The sequence below is a fragment of the Psychromonas ossibalaenae ATCC BAA-1528 genome (genome assembly GCF_000381745.1).
Lineage (GTDB): Bacteria > Pseudomonadota > Gammaproteobacteria > Enterobacterales > Psychromonadaceae > Psychromonas > Psychromonas ossibalaenae.
Genome location: NZ_KB906992.1, coordinates 33,488 through 51,797 on the forward strand (window position 1 = coordinate 33,488; position 18,310 = coordinate 51,797).

At 40.4% G+C, this 18,310-nt stretch carries 18 protein-coding genes; 9 read left to right on the forward strand and 9 right to left on the reverse strand.

Features of this window, described 5'->3' with window-relative positions; genetic code table 11:
* Positions 1-32: 32 nt before the first annotated feature.
* The 8 genes from aroE (at position 33) to coaA (ending at position 6,517) form a co-directional block, all read left to right on the forward strand.
* The gene (gene aroE, locus G327_RS0113300; protein WP_019615279.1) at positions 33-851 is read left to right on the forward strand and encodes a shikimate dehydrogenase; all 819 of its coding nucleotides are present in this window, start codon (positions 33-35) and stop codon (positions 849-851) included.
* A gap of 4 nt (positions 852-855) precedes the next feature.
* A complete protein-coding gene (locus tag G327_RS0113305) occupies positions 856-1,116 on the forward strand; it encodes a DUF1488 family protein (protein WP_019615280.1) in 261 nt (86 codons plus the stop codon).
* A gap of 11 nt (positions 1,117-1,127) precedes the next feature.
* Complete coding sequence (locus G327_RS0113310) at positions 1,128-1,391, forward strand: YihD family protein (RefSeq protein ID WP_019615281.1); 264 nt, start codon at positions 1,128-1,130, stop codon at positions 1,389-1,391.
* 143 nt (positions 1,392-1,534) lie between these two features.
* Complete coding sequence (ccoG, locus tag G327_RS0113315) at positions 1,535-2,938, forward strand: cytochrome c oxidase accessory protein CcoG (protein ID WP_019615282.1); 1,404 nt, start codon at positions 1,535-1,537, stop codon at positions 2,936-2,938.
* Between the two features lie 208 nt (positions 2,939-3,146).
* Positions 3,147-4,139: a serine/threonine protein kinase gene (locus G327_RS0113320; RefSeq protein WP_019615283.1), complete on the forward strand. Its 993-nt coding sequence runs from the start codon at positions 3,147-3,149 to the stop codon at positions 4,137-4,139.
* A 55-nt stretch (positions 4,140-4,194) separates the two neighbouring features.
* A complete protein-coding gene (locus tag G327_RS0113325; RefSeq protein WP_019615284.1) occupies positions 4,195-4,803 on the forward strand; it encodes a thiol:disulfide interchange protein DsbA/DsbL in 609 nt (202 codons plus the stop codon).
* 108 nt (positions 4,804-4,911) lie between these two features.
* Positions 4,912-5,577, forward strand: coding sequence for a nucleoside/nucleotide kinase family protein (locus G327_RS0113330; protein ID WP_019615285.1), 666 nt, complete (start codon positions 4,912-4,914; stop codon positions 5,575-5,577).
* Positions 5,555-6,517 (forward strand): type I pantothenate kinase, encoded by a 963-nt coding sequence (gene coaA, locus G327_RS0113335; RefSeq protein ID WP_019615286.1) that lies wholly within the window; start codon positions 5,555-5,557, stop codon positions 6,515-6,517. Before G327_RS0113330 ends, coaA begins: the two co-directional genes overlap by 23 nt.
* 86 nt (positions 6,518-6,603) lie before the next feature.
* Here the strand turns inward: coaA and glpX are convergent, their stop codons facing one another.
* The 3 genes from glpX to G327_RS0113350 all read right to left on the reverse strand — a co-directional run bounded on the left by glpX (position 6,604) and on the right by G327_RS0113350 (position 9,642).
* Entirely contained in the window at positions 6,604-7,617 is a 1,014-nt protein-coding gene (glpX, locus tag G327_RS0113340; RefSeq protein WP_019615287.1) for a class II fructose-bisphosphatase, read from the reverse strand.
* A 96-nt stretch (positions 7,618-7,713) separates the two neighbouring features.
* Positions 7,714-8,928, reverse strand: coding sequence for an aspartate aminotransferase family protein (locus tag G327_RS0113345; RefSeq protein WP_019615288.1), 1,215 nt, complete (start codon positions 8,926-8,928; stop codon positions 7,714-7,716).
* 144 nt (positions 8,929-9,072) lie between these two features.
* Positions 9,073-9,642: an anthranilate synthase component II gene (locus tag G327_RS0113350; RefSeq protein WP_019615289.1), complete on the reverse strand. Its 570-nt coding sequence runs from the start codon at positions 9,640-9,642 to the stop codon at positions 9,073-9,075.
* A 149-nt stretch (positions 9,643-9,791) separates the two neighbouring features.
* Between G327_RS0113350 and G327_RS0113355 the strand changes: the two genes are divergently transcribed.
* Positions 9,792-10,688: a TIGR01777 family oxidoreductase gene (locus G327_RS0113355; RefSeq protein ID WP_019615290.1), complete on the forward strand. Its 897-nt coding sequence runs from the start codon at positions 9,792-9,794 to the stop codon at positions 10,686-10,688.
* Positions 10,689-12,716: 2,028 nt separating this feature from the next.
* Here G327_RS0113355 and G327_RS0113360 read toward each other — a convergent pair.
* From G327_RS0113360 to rpmH, 6 genes are all read right to left on the reverse strand, one after another.
* The gene (locus G327_RS0113360) at positions 12,717-13,631 is read right to left on the reverse strand and encodes a porin (RefSeq protein ID WP_019615291.1); all 915 of its coding nucleotides are present in this window, start codon (positions 13,629-13,631) and stop codon (positions 12,717-12,719) included.
* A gap of 312 nt (positions 13,632-13,943) precedes the next feature.
* On the reverse strand, positions 13,944-15,311 hold the full coding sequence (gene mnmE / locus G327_RS0113365; RefSeq protein WP_019615292.1) for a tRNA uridine-5-carboxymethylaminomethyl(34) synthesis GTPase MnmE: 1,368 nt from the start codon (positions 15,309-15,311) through the stop codon (positions 13,944-13,946).
* An 84-nt stretch (positions 15,312-15,395) separates the two neighbouring features.
* Entirely contained in the window at positions 15,396-17,060 is a 1,665-nt protein-coding gene (yidC, locus tag G327_RS0113370; protein ID WP_019615293.1) for a membrane protein insertase YidC, read from the reverse strand.
* 8 nt (positions 17,061-17,068) lie between these two features.
* Positions 17,069-17,338 carry a membrane protein insertion efficiency factor YidD gene (gene yidD / locus G327_RS26540; protein ID WP_083938514.1) on the reverse strand — a complete coding sequence of 90 codons (270 nt, stop codon included), beginning with the start codon at positions 17,336-17,338 and terminating at the stop codon, positions 17,069-17,071.
* Positions 17,305-17,661, reverse strand: a complete 357-nt coding sequence (gene rnpA / locus G327_RS0113375; protein ID WP_026339355.1) for a ribonuclease P protein component — start codon at positions 17,659-17,661, stop codon at positions 17,305-17,307. Before rnpA ends, yidD begins: the two co-directional genes overlap by 34 nt.
* 10 nt (positions 17,662-17,671) lie before the next feature.
* On the reverse strand, positions 17,672-17,806 hold the full coding sequence (gene rpmH / locus G327_RS26545; RefSeq protein WP_028869407.1) for a 50S ribosomal protein L34: 135 nt from the start codon (positions 17,804-17,806) through the stop codon (positions 17,672-17,674).
* Positions 17,807-18,310 lie beyond the last annotated feature (504 nt).

The window sequence follows — 18,310 nt, forward strand, 5'->3', positions numbered from 1 at the left end:
CACTATGAAATTATTCATCATTTGGGAGTTTTATGGATCACTACGCTGTTTTTGGTAACCCGATTAAACAAAGCAAATCACCATTTATTCATACACTGTTTGCCAGCCAGACAGCACAACAGATGGTTTATAGTGCAATAGAAGCTCCTACTGACGGTTTTGAAAAGACATTAAACGACTTTTTTACCAACCAGGGGAAAGGCTGCAATATTACCGTGCCTTTTAAAGAACAGGCCTTTTTATATGCCCAGCAGTTGACTGAACGCGCACAGTTAGCAGGGGCTGTAAACACCTTAAAATTAACCGATGACGGTTTAGTTATCGGCGATAATACCGATGGTGCCGGGTTAGTTTTAGATATTAAAAACAACCACATCAACATTAAAGATGCACGTATTTTATTACTTGGAGCTGGCGGTGCCGCCCGTGGTGTATGCGGACCTTTACTTGCTGAATCTCCACGTGAGCTGGTGATAGCTAACCGGACATTTTCAAAAGCACAGACACTGGCAGATACCTTTGCTCTGCTCGGCAGTGTTAATGCCTGTGAATTTGAGTCTTTATGCGGTGAGTTTGATCTGATTATCAACTCAACGTCCGCAAGTTTGAACGGCAGCCTGCCCCCGATCAGCGGCAGTTTAATTCGTCCGGAAACAGCTGTTTACGACATGATGTACAGTGTCCAGGCAACCGTATTTAATGTATGGGCAAAAGAACAGGGCTCACGACTAGTGTTAGACGGGTTAGGCATGCTGGTTGGACAAGCCGCAGAGAGTTTTGCCATTTGGCGCGGAGTTAAACCCGGTGCCAAACAGGTATTAAACGAATTACGCCATAATTTAGCGGGATAACTTTATGAACCAATCAATTTTATTTCCAGAACTGCAGAGCTACTGTGAATTAACTGAGCATATTGAGTTCCCGGCGCAAACAAACGGTCAGCTGATTTACTGTGTTCTCGGCCGGGATAAACTACATCATATCAGTCAGGAGCAGAGTGAAAATGAAGCACAACTGTTAGCTCTGTTTGAACAATACCGTTTTGATATTGAAGAATTAGCTGAACAATTAATTGAAAACGAACAATTTGCCGAAGACGGCAAAATTTATATTTAAAGGAAAATATTATGCAGTGCCACCGTGTTAATGAAGTGCTTGAACTTTTAAAACCTTACTGGTTAAAAAACAAAGAATTAAGTTTAATGGAAGTATTAGCGTTACTGTCTAAAGAGTCAGGCTTTGACAAACCACTCGATCAGTTAAGCGATGAAGTTATTATTTACCACTTAAAAATGGATCAGACAGAAGAAGGTGAAATGATTCCAGGTATCGCGAAAGACTGCGAAGATGACTTTCAAGCGGCTTTATTAAAAGCACGCGGTTTACTTTAAAAAAGATCAGACATAGCATACACGCAGTAACAACTGTAGAATTTTTTACAGCCGTTACTGCATTTTACGTTATTCATTTACCTTTATTTAACAAATTTACTTTATAATGCGCCCCTTAAATTTATGATTTCAGGTAATGAACCATGACTCAGCGCATTAAAATCAAAGAGATAAAAACCACACATAAAGACAGTGCAGATCGTTTTAACCCCGGCAACCGAATTTATGTACGCGCAGCTTATGGTTTTTTCCAAAAATTACGCCGTTATACTGGCTGGGGTCTTATTTTATTATTTCTAGCTTTACCTATGATCCGCTGGAATGGCCATCAGGCAATATTACTGGATTTTGGCAAACAGCAGTTTCATATTTTTAGTATGACCCTGTTCCCGCAGGATTTAACTCTGCTCGCCTGGTTATTTATTATCGCCGCCTTTGCATTGTTCTTTTTTACTACTTACCTGGGACGAATATGGTGCGGTTATACCTGTCCGCAAACCGTCTGGACCTTTATTTTTATCTGGTTTGAAGAACGCTTCGAAGGATCCGCGAATAAACGTAAGCGCCTGGATCAGATGCCCTGGGACTTTAACAAAATCTGGCGGAAAACAGCTAAGCATACGGGTTGGTTAGTCGTTTCATTGTTCACAGGTTTAGCTTTCTGCTCTTATTTTGTACCTGTTGAGCAGCTTTACGGTGATTTTTTTACTCTGCAGAGCAGTTCACTGATACAACTTAGTATTTTCATCTTTACCATATCAACCTATGCCAATGCGGGCTGGATGCGTTCAATTTTCTGCATCCATATGTGCCCCTACTCGCGCTTTCAGTCGGCAATGTTTGATAAAAACACCTACATTGTCGGTTACGATACAAAACGCGGAGAAAGCCGCGGAGCAAGACGCCGCAGCGCAGACCCTAAAGAACTGGGCCTGGGCGACTGTGTTGACTGTGATCTATGTGTTCAGGTATGCCCATCCGGTATAGATATTCGTGAAGGCCTGCAGTATGAATGTATTAACTGCGGTGCCTGTGTTGATGCTTGTGATCAGACCATGGATAAAATGGGTTACCCGCGGGGATTAATTGCATACACTTCAGAACAGAAGCTTGAAGGTAAAGAAACCAAGTTATTACGCCCTAAAATCATTGGTTACGGTCTGATGCTGGGAATCATGGTGGTGATGTTCGCAGTTAATATCTTCAACCTAAGCAGTGCTGAAATGGAAATTCTGCGTGATAGAACCGCTTTATACCGCGAAAACAGCGAAGGTCTGATCGAAAATACCTATACACTGAAAATTCTTAATAAAACACTTAACCCGCAGACTTATGATTTATCAATTTCCGGCCTACCGGATGCGCAGCTGATCGGTCCTAAGCAGATAGTGATTAACTCGGGTGAAATATTAACCCAGCCGATTGCGGTCGCCGTTGATGCCTATGGAATAAAAGCGAAAAAAATAATGATCACCATTACTTTAACCAGCAGCAGCGGTGATGTCGAAAAGATTGAACAGCAGAGCCCGTTCTTTATCGGTTTATAATTATACCAATTCCATTAATTAAATGATCTATTTAGGCGTAGGAAAAATGGATGAAAGCAAGGCGTTGATTGCAGTAACTAGTTATTCTAATTACAAAATCAAGGGCGAAGCTAGCGTTCATTTTAACAAGCATAAATGAATAGAAAATTAGTGGATTTGGTCTTCATCCCAAAGGCGCTGATTAGCGCCAAAATTTTTAAGAGCAGTTATGACAGAAACAAACTTTAGTTACACTTCCCTCACCCCGGAGCTGCAGCTGGATGCTTTAGCCAGTATCGGCATTTATCCGGAAAGCGGGTTAAGCGCGCTTAATTCTTATGAGAATCGTGTTTTTTCATTCACTGATGAAAATCAAAGCCGCTGCGTGGTGAAGTTTTACCGCCCGCAGCGCTGGACTGAAGCACAATTGCATGAAGAGCAGAGGTTCAGTCTCGAACTCAGTGAGCAGGGATGCGATATAGCAGCTCCAGTTATTATAAACGGGCAGAGTCTGTTTCACTTTCAGGGATACACTTTTGCCCTGTTTCATAACCTCTCTGCACGCTCTATGGAGCTTGATAATATTGATATACTCTATGAAGCAGGACGCGCTTTAGGAAAAATGCATCGTATCGGCGCACAAAGCTCTTTTCAACATAGAGAGCACCTGGATCTGCAGACCATGCTAACAAACCCGATTAAAGAGCTGCAGAAAAGCCGCTACATTCCGGATTTTATCAAGCCAGAACTGTTTATCACACTACAAAGCATAGAGAAGGAAGTAAGCCCCCTGCTTTCTAAATATGATTTTGCTGAGATTCGTCTGCATGGAGACTGTCACGCAAGCAACATTTTAATCAGCAATGATCTGCCCTTTTTTGTCGATTTCGATGACTGCAAAACCGGCCCCGCTATTCAGGATTTATGGATGTTAATAAATGGTGATATGCAGGAAAAGCAGCTGCAGCTTTCTATGCTGCTGGATGGTTATCAAGAAGAATATCAGTTTAACCAGCAGGAACTGAGCTTAATTGAGCCGCTGCGTTGTATGCGCATGGTTAATTATGTGAACTGGATCAGCAATAGATGGTCAGATCCGGCATTTCCATTGAACTTTCCTTGGTTTACAACTGACCAATACTGGAAAGAATTGTTACAATTGCTGCAGCATCAACTAGCTGCACTTAAGGAAGCACCTATTTCTCTGCAGCCGGGTTATTAATTCAGCTGTTGACAACAACATAATAAAAATTATTAATTTAATAAAGGATAATACAATGAAGAAAGTCTTTGCACTTTTCCTGGGTTTAATACTGCTTCCACTGACAGCAAATGCTGTTGATTACAAAGAAGGTACTCATTACGAGATTGTTAAACAAACAGCAACAGCGGAGCCTGAAGTAGTAGAGTTTTTCTCATTTTACTGTGGGCACTGTTTTAAATTCGAACCTTTAATGAGCGCAATGAAAGAGAAGCTGCCTAAAGATGTGACAATCAAAAAAAATCACGTTAACTTCTTAGGTAAAGAAATGGGCCCTCAGCTTACACAAGCTTTTGCCGCTGCAGAAATGCTTCAGGTTGACGATAAGTTTTCCAGCCTGGTATTTGATCAAATCCATACTCAGCGTAAAGCAATTAACGGTGAACAGGATATCCTGGCTATTTTCGAAAAAACAGGTATTACTCAATCTGAAGCCAAAGGTGCATTAGCAAGTTTTCCAGTGAGCGGTTTAGCATCACAAATGAAACGTAATACAGAAACATTCCGTATCAGCGGTGTACCGGCAATCATAGTCAACGGCAAATACAAGGTAAACACAGGTTCAGTGCGAAGCACTGAAGAGTTTATCGCTTTAGTCGACTTCTTATCGAAGAAAACCAACTAAAAACATAAGCCATTGAAATAAAACAACTAACGGCCGCTATCGCGGCCTTTTTTGTGCACTGTTATTTTTATGGCATAATAGCCCCACATTGATGTAGGAGCATTATCTTTGAAAACCGTATTCAACAATGCAGCGCAAATAAAATCTGTTTTACGAGATCTGCACAATCAGAAAGAATCAACCAAAGCACAAATAGTCGCTATCAGCGGCATTGAAGGCGGCGGCAAACGCGCACTAACCGATAAAGTGGCGGCGGCTTTAGCACTAGAAGGTGTTCGAGTTGCAGTTGTCCATTGCGATGACTGGGAAGCCAGTGAGAGTGTACGCTTTAATGTAATGAGCAGCCCGGAAGAATATTATTTAAATGCTTATCGTTTTGATGAAATGGTTGAACAGCTGATTTTACCGCTTAAGCTGTTCGGCAGTATCAAAACATCGGTAACACTGGATGATGTCTTAAATCCTCGTACTGTAGACTATGATTTTACTGATATTGATCTGATTCTTATCGAGGGTGTTTATCTGCTGCAGGAAGCCTATATGGACCTCTATGACTATACCTGCTGGGTCGCAAGTGATTATGACGCCGCTTTTGCCCGCTTAGCCGGTCAAGCTGATATAGAGCAGTCTCAAGAGGCATTAGTGAATCTGTTTGAGTTATTAATTAAGCCTGCCGGCCAGTACCATATCTACACAGATGATCCACAGGGTCGTGCCAAGTCTGTCTATATTGAACAAGAAAATATTGAAAATGAAGATAAATCCGCTACTTGATCAGCACAATATTCACAGTGCTTATATGCACTTTGAACGTAAGCAGTGGGCCGAGCTGCGCGACAATGTACAGTTAACACTTTCTGAAGAAGACCTGCAGCAGCTGCAGGGCATCAACGAATCAATTTCAATTCAAGAAGTTATTGATATTTATCTGCCGCTTTCCCGTTTGCTTAATTTATATGTTGAAGCACAGCAGTACCGTCACACTGTACGCGATAAATTTCTGAGCAGCAGCAATGAGCATGTACCCTATGTGATAGGCATAGCAGGCAGTGTAGCTGTAGGTAAAAGTACCACGGCACGTATTTTACAAGCTTTGTTATCACGCTGGCCGGAACATCCGAAGGTTGCCTTAGTCACTACCGACGGTTTTTTACGCCCCAATCAGGATTTAGTCGCCCGTAACTTAATGCATAAAAAAGGCTTCCCCGAGAGTTTTGATATTAAAGCTCTAGTTGACTTTGTTGCAGCTATAAAATCGGGTAAAGAGCAGGTTTCTGCCCCGATATACTCGCATCTGACCTACGATATTATTCCGGAGAAGTCGATTTCCGTTAAAAAGCCCGATATCGTGATTTTAGAAGGGCTGAATGTACTACAGACCGCTATTAACTATCCCGATCACCCGCATCGTATTTTCGTTTCGGATTTTGTCGATTTCTCAATCTTTGTTGATGCTGATACCGACTTATTAAAACAGTGGTATATTCAGCGTTTTTTGAAGTTCCGTGAAGGTGCATTTACCGATCCGAATGCTTATTTCCATGGCTACTCAAAGATGTCTGAACGTGAAGCCATCTCTATTGCAGGAAAAATATGGGATGAAATTAACGGCATAAACTTAGAAGAGAACATTCGCCCTACACGTGACAGAGCCAACCTGATCCTTAAAAAAGCGACCAATCACCAGGTATCAAGCGTTAAATTACGCAAATAATAACTCTGAACCTAAGGTCATAGGTCTAAGTATTTTTCAGATATATAAAAGGCGCAAAATGCGCCTTTTAATAGTTATCCTTAAAATTAAAGAATGATTTCTTTTAATTTCGGATCTTTACGATCTAAATAATGAATAGAATGAATACGGCGTACTGTACGGGATTTACCACGTACCAATAGTGTTTCTGTTGTTGCCATACGACCGTCTACACTAACACCTTCAACTAAATCACCTTTAGTAATGCCCGTCGCAGAGAAGATGATGTTGTCATTTTTCACTAAGTCTTCAAGTTTTAATACTTTATTCACTTCAATACCTTGTTCGGCACAACGTCTGGTCTCTTCTTCACCTATTTTAATATTCTCAGGTGTTGCTTCTTTAACCATAGGACGGGGAATCAAACGAGCCTGCATATTACCGTCTAATGCACGGACTACTGCAGCCGAGATAACTCCCTCAGGCGCTCCGCCGATACAATAAAGTACATCAACCTGATTATCCGGCATACAGGCTAATACAGCGATAGCCACATCACCGTCAGGGATAGCAAAGACACGACAACCTAAACCCTGCATATCTTTGATCACACGATCATGACGAGGTTTTGCAAGTGTTGCTACGGTTAATTCACTTAAAGGCTTACCTAAAGCAAGCGCAATGGCTTTTAAGTTCTGCTCTAAAGAGAGTTCCAAATCAATCGAATCTTTAGCATTTGGACCAACAATTAGTTTTTCCATATACATATCCGGCGCACGTAAGAAACTGCCTTTCTCACCAATCGCTAATACTGCAAGTGCATTAGACTGCCCCATTGCAGTCATTCGTGTTCCTTCAATAGGATCTACAGCGATATCAACAGCATCACCACCGGCTTCTGTTCCAACATGTTCACCGATATAAAGCATCGGTGCATCATCGATTTCACCTTCACCGATAACAATCTCACCATCGATATCGATCTGATTGAAAATCAAACGCATAGCTTCAACAGCTGCACCATCTGCGGTATTTTTATCACCACGGCCTAACCATTTATAAGCAGCTAATGCAGCGGCTTCAGTTACTCGAGAAAATTCTATTGCTAATTCGCGTCTCATTATATGAGCTCCCAGTTTAAAACATTGTTTTTAGATTAAAATTCTGTCCTGACAAGAAAATATTGTCAGCTGTAATTGTTGTTTTTATTACCATTATTACTGTTCTGTTACTAATTTTACTGCTTGTTTAAACTTAACCATCGCCAGGCGTATCTGCTCATGACTAATATTTAATGCCGGGGCAAAACGGATCACATTCGCACCTGCTACCAGCACTAACAACCCCTGTTCTGCACTTGCCAGAAAGAACTCTTTAGCGCGATCTTTATACTGCTCATTTAGCACAGCACCTAATAATAAACCTGCACCACGCACTTCTTTAAAAACCGCAAATTCGTTATTAATTTCTGCTAATAAATCGCGAAGTAATATCTCTTTATCTTTAACTCCCTGGAGCATTTGCGGCGTATTGATTAAATCAAAAGCTTTATTTGCCACTGCACAGGCCAGCGGGTTACCGCCAAAAGTTGTGCCATGAGTACCTACTGTCAGACTGTCTGCAAACTTAGTAAGTGTTAACATAGCCGCAATAGGGAAACCAGCCCCCAGTGATTTAGCCGATGTTACAACATCAGGTGTTATTCCCAGCCCCATATAGGCAAACAGTTCACCGGTTCGCCCCATGCCCGTCTGTACTTCATCAAAAATCATTAATGCATGGTGTTTATCACATAATTCACGAACGCCCTGCGCAAAAGCTTTATCAATAGGTAAAACGCCGCCTTCTCCCTGTAGAGGCTCTAAAATGACGGCACAGGTTTTGTCTGAAATAGTCTTTGCTAAGCTTTCTAAATCATTATATTCAATATGCGTGATATCAGCGGGCTTCGGACCAAATCCATCTGAATACGCTGGTTGCCCGCCTGCTGTAACAGTAAAAAAAGTACGACCATGAAATCCCTGATAAAACGCAATAATTTCGGTTTTTTCTTTTGAATAATTATCAAAAGCAAAACGACGCGCAAGTTTTAAAGCTGCTTCATTGGCTTCCGCACCGGAATTTGCAAAAAAAACCTTTTCAGCGAAAGTATTAGCCACCAGTTTCTGCGCTAATGTTAATGCAGGTTCATTGGTGTAAATATTACTGACATGCCATAACTTTTTTGCCTGCTGCGTTAATACATCAACCAGTTCAGGATGTGCATGTCCCAGTGCATTAACTGCTATGCCGCCGGTTAAATCTAAGTATTCATTGTCTTCCTGGTCCCACACACGAGAGCCCTCACCGCGCACGGGTATCATAGCTAAAGGAGCATAATTAGGCACCATAACCTGATCAAATAATGGACGAGTAATTTGTGTGTTTGACATAAGAAAATCCTTTAATGGTGTAAAACAGATTAATCGACATTAATATACGCACTTATTTTTTGAAACCAATAGCTAATAGCAATACAACTGAATTCTTTTCCACACAACCGGCGGAAGACAACTCTATTTTACAGCCGTACTCATTTATCCTTGTTTAATAAAATTATTTAACAGCTGCAGACCTTGTTCTGAGCAGATACTTTCCGGGTGAAACTGCACACCTTCAACGGCTAATGTTTTATGACGAACCGCCATAATTTCACTACCGTCAAGCACCGTTGCAGAGACATCTAAACAATCCGGCAGACTTTCCGGTTTAAGTACTAAACTGTGATAACGAGTAATATCTAAAGGGTTATTTAACCCCCTGAAAACACCTTTGCCATCATGCTTTATCAATGAATTTTTACCATGCATGACTTTAGCTGCTCGAACAACCTGCGCGCCGAAAACCTGACCAATGCTCTGATGACCCAAACAAACACCTAATAGGGGGATCTTCCCGGCAAACCGTTCAATAGCAGCCAGCGAAATACCCGCTTCATTTGGTGTACAGGGACCGGGAGAAATAACTAAATGATCGGGATTAAGATCGGCAATTTCTTTAAGGCTGATCTGATCATTTCTTTTTACAATAACCTCTTGTTTTAATTCACTAAAATATTGAACCAGGTTATAGGTAAAAGAATCATAATTATCGATCATTAACAGCATGAATGGTCTAACCTGTGTATAAGTAAAATAACAAAGCAGGTATTTTAACATCAGCCAACAACTTAATACCAATAACATAAACTAAGTTCACAATAATAAGGCTGATAATAATATTTAAAACAACAGCTGATTTTCATTCGGAGTTCATTATGAACAAAAAAAAAGTACTTATTATTGGTTCTTCGGGATTAATCGGCTCTGTTTTAGTGCCTTTTTTACAAAGACACGGTTTTGAAGTGGGGAGGTTATTACGCAGGACACAGGAGGAACATCCGTACTGGGACATAGAAAATAAATCACTGTGTTTAAAAAATTTTAACAACCCGAATATAATCATAAACTTAGCAGGAGAAAATATCGCTTCAGGGCGCTGGACAAAAAAGAAAAAACAGCAGCTTATAGACAGTCGAATTTTATCTACCCAGTTATTGGTTGAACACTTTAAAAACATCCAGCCGGCACCAGAGCTGTTCATAAACGCATCTGCCATTGGTTTTTATGGTGACAGGGGAGAAAAGCAGATGTATGAAGACTGCAGCCCCGGGATTGATTTTGTTAGTCATTTAAGTAAGTTATGGGAACAAAGCAGTCAGGATATTAAAACCGTCGGAACCCGCTTAATTAACTTACGTACGGGGCTTGTTCTTAGTAAAGAAGGAGGAGCTTTAGCTAAAATGTCACCTGCTTTTAAACTAGGCCTAGGCGGCCGGATCGGGTCAGGAAAACAGATCATGAGCTGGATTGATATCAATGATTTTCTGAAAGCCCTTTTGTTTATCATTAACAACCAGCAGATAAGTGGGCCGGTAAATATGGTCTCGCCGAATCCTGTTTCTAATCAAAACTTTAGCCAGTTACTCGCAAAACAATTACAACGTCCGTGTCTGTTTCCTTTACCGGAGTTTGCTGTAAAGTTCTTATTTTCTGAAATGGGTAAAGAATTACTGCTGGCAAGTACCAATGTTTTTCCAAAAAAATTAATCGATGCGGGTTTTGAATTTGAATATGAAAAACTGCAGAAGAGTTTATTAAAACAGCTGGGCTAGGTATATATCTAAAAATTAAACGTCGAAAAAGAAAGGCCAGCCAGGGCACTTAACTTAGCTAAGTTTTTTGAAACTCAGCTAAAAATAAATAAATCGTAGAAAAAGGAAAGGGCAGCCGAAGCTGCCCTAAGTTTAGTCACTCTATCTGATCCGTGATAGTTGATGCTCCCTGCTGTACATCCGTTTGACTATGCCTATCCAAGGCGTCCACTTCCCAATCCTTTGGGTACATCCTTATAACATCCGTATGAGATAAACATCCTGCTTATCAATCATCTCCCTTTCCTTAGGAGGTGTCCTTCTTTTGTCATCCTGACTTAATAACATCAATCCTAGATATTACTAATCTTCCATCCTGGAAGTGATCCTTAACCGCATCCTGCAGCTTGTTCCGTTTATCATCCTGATATATAAAACAATCCTGTTTTATAATCTCCTGTCCTAGGAGTGTCCTTTTGTCATCCTGACCTGATAAATAATCCTAATTTATCATTAACAACATCCTGTTGTTATCCATGCATCTTCCGTTGATTGTTTCACATCCTGTAAAACACTCTCCTTCCTTGCGGTATAAATAATACGTCTGAACAGCCTTAAATATTGTATGCAAAAAAATATATTTTCAAACAAATGTAAAGAACAAAACAAATAACACATTAAATTCAATGCGTTACAAAAAAACATTCATCGAGCAAGACATAATTCAGCGTTTAACAGGCAGGATCTCTGCTAAGAGCAATGGTCGATCTCTCACAAGACATGTTTTCTATATTAATTTTTTCAGGGTAAATGCAGTAAAATAATTCAACCTGACTGTTTATAATAAACAAACATAGCCGAATAATTTTTGTTATTAGATTGATAAAAAAGAATTATTACAAAAAATGGCACAAAGTATACGACGGAATAAAACAGTTGAAACGGTGGTATTAACGGTTGTGAAAAGAAAAAGGCAGCCAGGGCTCTTGATGTTAGCTAAGTTTTATTGAAGATCAACTATAAGTAAATAAGTCGTAGAAAAAGGAAAGGGCAGCCGAAGCTGCCCTAAGTTTAGTCACTCTATCAAGTCCGTGATAGTTGATGCTCCCTGCTGTACATCCATTTGACTATGCCAGTCCTAGGCGTCCACTTACCAGTCCTTTGGCTGCATCCTTTTTATGTCCCTATCAGATAAACATCCTGCTTATCAGTCATCTCCCTTTCCGTAGGAGGTATCCTTGTTTTGCCGTCCTGACTTAATAATATCTATCCTGGATATTATTAATCCTTCCATCCTGGAAGTGTCCCTTAACCGCATCCTGCAGTGTATTCCGTTTATCATCCTGATATATAAAACATCCCGTTTTATAAGCTTCCGTCCTGGAAGTGTTCCTTAACCGCATCCTGCAGTGTATTCCATTTATCGTCCTGATATATAAAACATCTTGTTTTATAAACTCCTAATCCAGGAGTGTCCCTTTGTTTTCCAAACCTGATAAATATTCCATCTTTATCATTAACAACATCCTGTTGTTTTCTCTGTATCTTCCGTTGATTGTTTTACATCCTGTAAAACATCCTGCTTCCTTGTGAAATAAATAATACGTCGCAACACTGATAAATACTGCCTTTAAAAAATAACAGTTTTCAAGAAGTGTCAAGAGAAAAACGACAACCACCTAAAAATCAACAACTTAGCAAAAACAACAAATTAACACTGCCGTAATTCAGCGCATAATGAGAAGGATGTCTGCAAAAGCGAATGGTCAATCTCTTACAGCCCATAATTATCAGCGCGAATTATCCATGAGTGATAGTAAGATATTGTTTTATTGCCCGTTATTAGGACCAGAAAGATAAGCGGGTTGCTGATGCTTGCCGAATAAACTGATGAAATCACAGTCATTTTAGATAGAAACTACGACTGACACTGCCAGAGGCTGTTATTAATAGCAGCAGAAAAAGACTGCCGAAGCAGCCTTATGTTTAGTCACTTTATCCAGATACCGACTTCAACACTCAAACTCAAACTCAAAAAGCTTTATAGGTTTAGAAACTGTAACGAAGACCTGCTAATAATTCGTCTTCACCACCGTCTAAATTATCCAATTTATAAGAAACATAAGTGCGGATAGATTTATTAAAGCGGTATTGTGCTTCTAAAGCGGCAAAGTCCTGTGTATCTGTTTTAGCTCCGGCTTTATCTTGTTCTGCCATACCGTAAATAGCCAATAGACGGAACTCTGTAGTAAATTTATACTGAGCAGCCAGCTCTAATGAAGTAAAGTCGTCGTTTTCAGCTTCTTCACCAGCAGCATAAGTGGCACCGAGGTAAAGACTGTTTAAGGTATAGGCAGCCCCTGCAGTTACCTGCTTTTTTTCACCTTCGTCTGTGTAAGAAACACCTAAATCTAAACCAAAATCAAAAGCGTACAATGCAGATAGAGCCGCTGAGTCTGCATCTTTCTCATCACTGGCAATGTAGTTTGCCTGTACAGATAAAGCATCGTTTAAAAAGCTGCCCGCATATACGAAGTTATTACTTTGTTTGTCCGATGACGCGTCAATGTGCTGCTGCTGACCTGAATGGTAAGATGCAATATCAGTCATATCTGAAATCTGGACATTTGCAGTATCTTGTTTACCGTAAGAAAAATCACCTACGACAGTACCAAAACCTGCATATAAGTAACGATTTTTAAGATCACTATCAGGTTTGATTTCATACTCCATAAAACCAAAACCGGTTAAATTTTCGGAAATTTTAGTTTCACCAGCAAAATTAATACGTGCACGACTTTTATCTTCCATTGTGCCTTCAACCGAATCACTGAACAGCCCGCGCACTTCTGCACGTCCGCCGACTGAGAGCTTAGTACCGTCTTTTTCATAAACGTCTGCAGCGTTAGCCGCACTTGAAATAAAGCTTGTTAATACCGCAACTGCTAATAATGTTTTTTTCATAATTCTTCCGTGTTATTTAGTTAAAGGTTTAGACTTATCAGCTCTAACGGCTGCTCACGAAATGAAGCTTAACTTTGCGCTGTGACATATTTGTGACAAACTGCAGGTGTCATCGAAAATTCATATTCGCTTCATTTCAAACGAACTGGATCTTAATGATAATCACTATCAACATCAACAGGAAAACAAAAAAAACCGCAAATTAGCGGCTTTTTTATTAAACAGGAGGGTTCTTATAGTCGTAAAACAGCTATTCGATAAGCTTTATATGCTCAAAAACAAGCAGATCCTGAACTTAGTAGGAGTGATCAATTATTTTCCAATACAAAAACTTGAGAAAATACGCCCCAGCAGATCATCGGAGGTAAACTCACCGGTAATTTCACTAAGGTACTGCTGTGTTAAACGCAGCTCTTCAGCTAATAACTCACCAGCCTGAAACTCTTCCAGTTGAATTTTACCTTCAAGCAGGTGTCTCTGAGCGTTATCAATCGCTTCTAAATGACGACGACGCGCCATAAACCCGCCTTCTGTATTACCCTGGTAACCCATAATATCTTTTAGATGCTCTTTAAGGGCATCGACACCTAAACCTGTTTTAGCTGAAATACGGTATACCGGATGATCATGATCTTCGGTAACAGATAAAGATTCACCGGTTAAATCAGCCTTATTTCGAACAACCGTTAAACCGATATTTTCAGGTAGTTTATCAATAAAATCAGGCCATATTTCATGGGGATCCTGTGCATCCGTGGTGGTTGCATCAAGCATAAATAAAACCCGGTCTGCGTTATTGATCTCTGCCCAGGCGCGCTCAATACCAATTTTTTCAACTTCATCGGCCCCTTCACGTAAACCTGCAGTATCGATAATATGCAGCGGCATACCATCAATATGGATATGTTCACGCATGACATCACGTGTCGTCCCGGCAATATCAGTAACAATGGCACTTTCTTTACCAACAAGGTTATTTAACAGACTCGATTTACCGGCATTGGGGCGCCCGGCAATCACAACTTTCATACCTTCTCGTAAAATGGCACCTTGCTTGGCCTGTTTCTGCACCGCATTTAAGTTGTCAATAATCTGGTATAAATCATTAGCGATTTTTCCGTCACTTAAAAAATCGACCTCTTCTTCAGGAAAATCAATCGATGCTTCCACATAGATACGCAGATGAATCAAACTTTCAACCAGATGATATATTTTCTCAGAGAACTCGCCCTGTAGAGAGTGTAAAGCGCTTTTGGCTGCCTGTTCAGATGTTGCTTCAATAAGGTCGGAAATCGCTTCAGCCTGCGCTAAATCGAGTTTATCATTCATAAAAGCGCGTTCAGAAAACTCACCGGGATTAGCACTGCGAATATTTTTGATGGTTAAGATAGCTTTAATCAGCATATCCATTACCACAGGACCACCATGCCCCTGAAGCTCTAATACATCTTCTCCGGTAAACGAATTCGGCGCTTTAAACAGCAGAGCAATACCTTGATCTAATACATCCTGGTTCTGGTCACTAAAAGGCAGATATTCGGCATAACGCACTCTTGGTACTTTACCTAGAATGATTTTTGCCACAGCTTCAGCATCGGGGCCTGAAACACGGACAATGCCTACACCACCACGACCAGGTGCGGTCGCTTGAGCAACAATTGTATCGGTAGCTTTGATCATGGTTTATTCCTAAAAAAAATGAACAAATAAAAAAGGCGGCTTTAATAAGCCGCCTTTTATTTTAACTCTGCGTTATCAACAAAGCTATTTCTTATCGCTTAGACCTTGTTTTTCAAACTGCTTGTAGATGTAAGTCTGTTGTATCAATGTAACAATATTACTCACAAGCCAGTATAGTACCAGGCCAGCCGGGAACCATAAGAAGAAGAAAGTGAAGATCACAGGCATGAACTTCATGATTTTCTGCTGCATCGGATCCTGTACTGTGTTTGGAGACATCTTCTGAATAAAGAACATGCTCACACCCATCAGGATAGGCATGATGTAGTACGGGTCTTGTACTGACAGATCTTGAATCCATAACATAAACGGCGCATGACGCAGTTCAACCGACTCCATTAGTGACCAGTACAATGCAATGAAAATAGGCATCTGCAGCAGGATAGGGAAACAGCCGCCAAGCGGGTTAACTTTCTCTTTCTTGTACAGTTCCATCATCGCTTTAGATACTTTCTGACGGTCTTCTCCGTAACGATCACGTAATGCCTGAATCTTAGGCTGTAATAAGCGCATCTTCGCCATCGACGTGTACTGTGCTTTGGTCAGCGGGTAAAGAGCACCTTTCACAGTAAATGTAATCAGGATAATCGCAACACCCCAGTTACCAACAATTCCCTGAAAGAAAATAAGCAGTTTGAACATCGGTTGAGCAATAAACCATAACCAGCCGTAATCTACAGTTAAGTCAAGGTGCTCTGCCGTTTCAGCCATCTTGTTTTGCAGTTTAGGACCAACCCACAGCTTAGTACTAATTTCAGCAGCACTGTTTGCGTCGATAGTTTTAAGCGGTGCTTTGAAACCAATAGCAGCATCTTTGTTTTGAATGATATTACTGTACAGGTGATTCTGCTCTGTAGGAGATGGAATCCATGCTGATACAAAGTAGTGCTGCAGCATTGCAACCCAGCCGCCTTCAGTGGTTTTGTTTAACGCACCGTCTTTCATGTCATCAAAGCTATATTTACTGTAACGCGTATCACTAGTGGAGAAAGCACCACCACGGTATACAGGCATCATCATATTCGTTGATGTTTCTTTTAAAGACTCTTTTAGCTGTGCATATAACTGCACATTTAACGGCTCTGCTGTATTGTTTTCAATGTTATAAGAAACATTAACAACGTATTCACCACGTTTCAGAGTAAAGGTTTTAGTAAATACATTACCTTTATCATCAACAAAACGAAGGGCAGTTGATACTTCAGTCTGACCGTCTGCTAATACTGACTCTGTCTTATCTACACTGTAAAAAGGACGGCCTTTTTTATTTGCATCCGGACCTTGTCCAATCAGACCGCTTTGTGCGATATAAGTGAAACCATTACCGCTGTCTAACAGGCGGAAAGGCGTTTCAGAATCGAATTCAATATCATGTTCTAATAAATCAGCAGAGATAACATCACCGCCGACTAATGAGATTGCTAAGCGTAACTGGTCATTTTCTAAAACAACTGACTTGCCGGCAGGCTGTTCAGCAGGAACTTCGCTGGCCGCAGCTGTTTGTGAAGAGGCAGGAACATCAGCACTAAAGTTAGTACTTGACGGGACCGATGAATTAACTTGTTCAGTCGCTACTGCAGCTTGTGCCTGTGGATCCTGTTGAGGATTTTTTTCCACTACCCATGCTTGATAAAGCAAAAAGCTGACAAACAGCAGTGCGAGTAAAAGTAAATTGCGTTGTGATTCCATAACGTTTTTTAATCTCTTTTATTAGGTTTATTTTTATTAGCGCAACAAGCAGGTACAGGATCGTAACCGCCTTCACTTAAAGGCTGACATTTTATAAGACGGGCGCCCGCTAGCCAACATCCTTTTATAATACCATGCATTTTTATCGCTTCGATCGCATAATGAGAGCAAGTTGGCGTAAAACGACAACGAGGACCTATCATTGGGCTAATGAATATCTGATAAACCCGAATTATTTTAATAACTACCCATTGCAGCGCTGCACTAATTTTCGCCATAATTTATCTAATATCTTATTAATTTCTTGATTTGATAAATCAGCAATACCCGCCTTAGCAATGACAACAATATCAATTGCTGGAAGTTGGTGTTGTTGATGACGGAATTGCTCTCTTACGATACGACGAATACGATTACGCCCGACAGCATGTTTAATATGCTTTTTAGGAATAGCCATTCCTATACGCGGGTGATCTAGGGTATTTTTACGAGCGAGAAGAGTCAGGTGTGGAGAAACTGCTGGAACAGCATTTTTAAAAACGGGTTGAAAATCTTCGGGAGTTAACAGACGTAACTCCCGAGAAAACGAATAATTCACCACGTCTGGTAAATTATGCGCTTAAGCTTGCGCGGCCTTTAGCACGACGACGAGCTAGTACTGCACGACCATTTTTGGTCGCCATACGAGTTCGGAAACCGTGTGAACGCTTACGCTTGATGTTGCTAGGTTGAAAAGTACGTTTCATGCTCTTTTCCACTTATTGTTAAGTACTGTACAGTAGCTAATATTTTTAGCTTATTATTGGTAAATCACTCAGAGAGTAAATCACAAATAATAAAGAAAAAGGTTTAGCCGATTAAAAAGAGAGCGAATTCTATGTATTGATCGACCAAAAGTCAATCAGAGATGCTTCTTTCAAGCACATTAAATAATTACCTCAAAAAGAATTAACTTAATAAGGATAATTTAAACTGTGAGCCAGACTCGAAAGTTTGGGTGGGGGGATTATATAGAAGCGTAATTAATAAGCAAGGATCTTGCTGTGATCTTTACATGTTTCGTTTTAATAAAGAACAGCCGGCAGACGATCTTTATACGTACAATAGATCCCGGGCACCTGTTAAGCCCTACTTATTTAGTATAGATCTAATCAGACCCGCACCTAATTCAAGTAAACACAAGGATCTTTTTTATATATTTATTCACAGATCTTCTAGCGAAAAACAGATCTTATCGGTAGAATTATCCG

Bases quoted from the DNA above. Each gene is read 5' to 3' on its own strand.
- aroE (WP_019615279.1), top strand. From the start codon at position 33: ATGGATCACTACGCTGTTTTTGGTAACCCGATTAAACAAAGCAAATCA.
- G327_RS0113305 (WP_019615280.1), top strand. From the start codon at position 856: ATGAACCAATCAATTTTATTTCCAGAACTGCAGAGCTACTGTGAATTA.
- G327_RS0113310 (WP_019615281.1), top strand. From the start codon at position 1,128: ATGCAGTGCCACCGTGTTAATGAAGTGCTTGAACTTTTAAAACCTTAC.
- ccoG (WP_019615282.1), top strand. From the start codon at position 1,535: ATGACTCAGCGCATTAAAATCAAAGAGATAAAAACCACACATAAAGAC.
- G327_RS0113320 (WP_019615283.1), top strand. From the start codon at position 3,147: ATGACAGAAACAAACTTTAGTTACACTTCCCTCACCCCGGAGCTGCAG.
- G327_RS0113325 (WP_019615284.1), top strand. From the start codon at position 4,195: ATGAAGAAAGTCTTTGCACTTTTCCTGGGTTTAATACTGCTTCCACTG.
- coaA (WP_019615286.1), top strand. From the start codon at position 5,555: ATGAAGATAAATCCGCTACTTGATCAGCACAATATTCACAGTGCTTAT.
- glpX (WP_019615287.1), bottom strand. From the start codon at position 7,617: ATGAGACGCGAATTAGCAATAGAATTTTCTCGAGTAACTGAAGCCGCT.
- G327_RS0113345 (WP_019615288.1), bottom strand. From the start codon at position 8,928: ATGTCAAACACACAAATTACTCGTCCATTATTTGATCAGGTTATGGTG.
- G327_RS0113350 (WP_019615289.1), bottom strand. From the start codon at position 9,642: ATGCTGTTAATGATCGATAATTATGATTCTTTTACCTATAACCTGGTT.
- G327_RS0113355 (WP_019615290.1), top strand. From the start codon at position 9,792: ATGAACAAAAAAAAAGTACTTATTATTGGTTCTTCGGGATTAATCGGC.
- G327_RS0113360 (WP_019615291.1), bottom strand. From the start codon at position 13,631: ATGAAAAAAACATTATTAGCAGTTGCGGTATTAACAAGCTTTATTTCA.
- mnmE (WP_019615292.1), bottom strand. From the start codon at position 15,311: ATGATCAAAGCTACCGATACAATTGTTGCTCAAGCGACCGCACCTGGT.
- yidC (WP_019615293.1), bottom strand. From the start codon at position 17,060: ATGGAATCACAACGCAATTTACTTTTACTCGCACTGCTGTTTGTCAGC.
- yidD (WP_083938514.1), bottom strand. From the start codon at position 17,338: ATGGCGAAAATTAGTGCAGCGCTGCAATGGGTAGTTATTAAAATAATT.
- rpmH (WP_028869407.1), bottom strand. From the start codon at position 17,806: ATGAAACGTACTTTTCAACCTAGCAACATCAAGCGTAAGCGTTCACAC.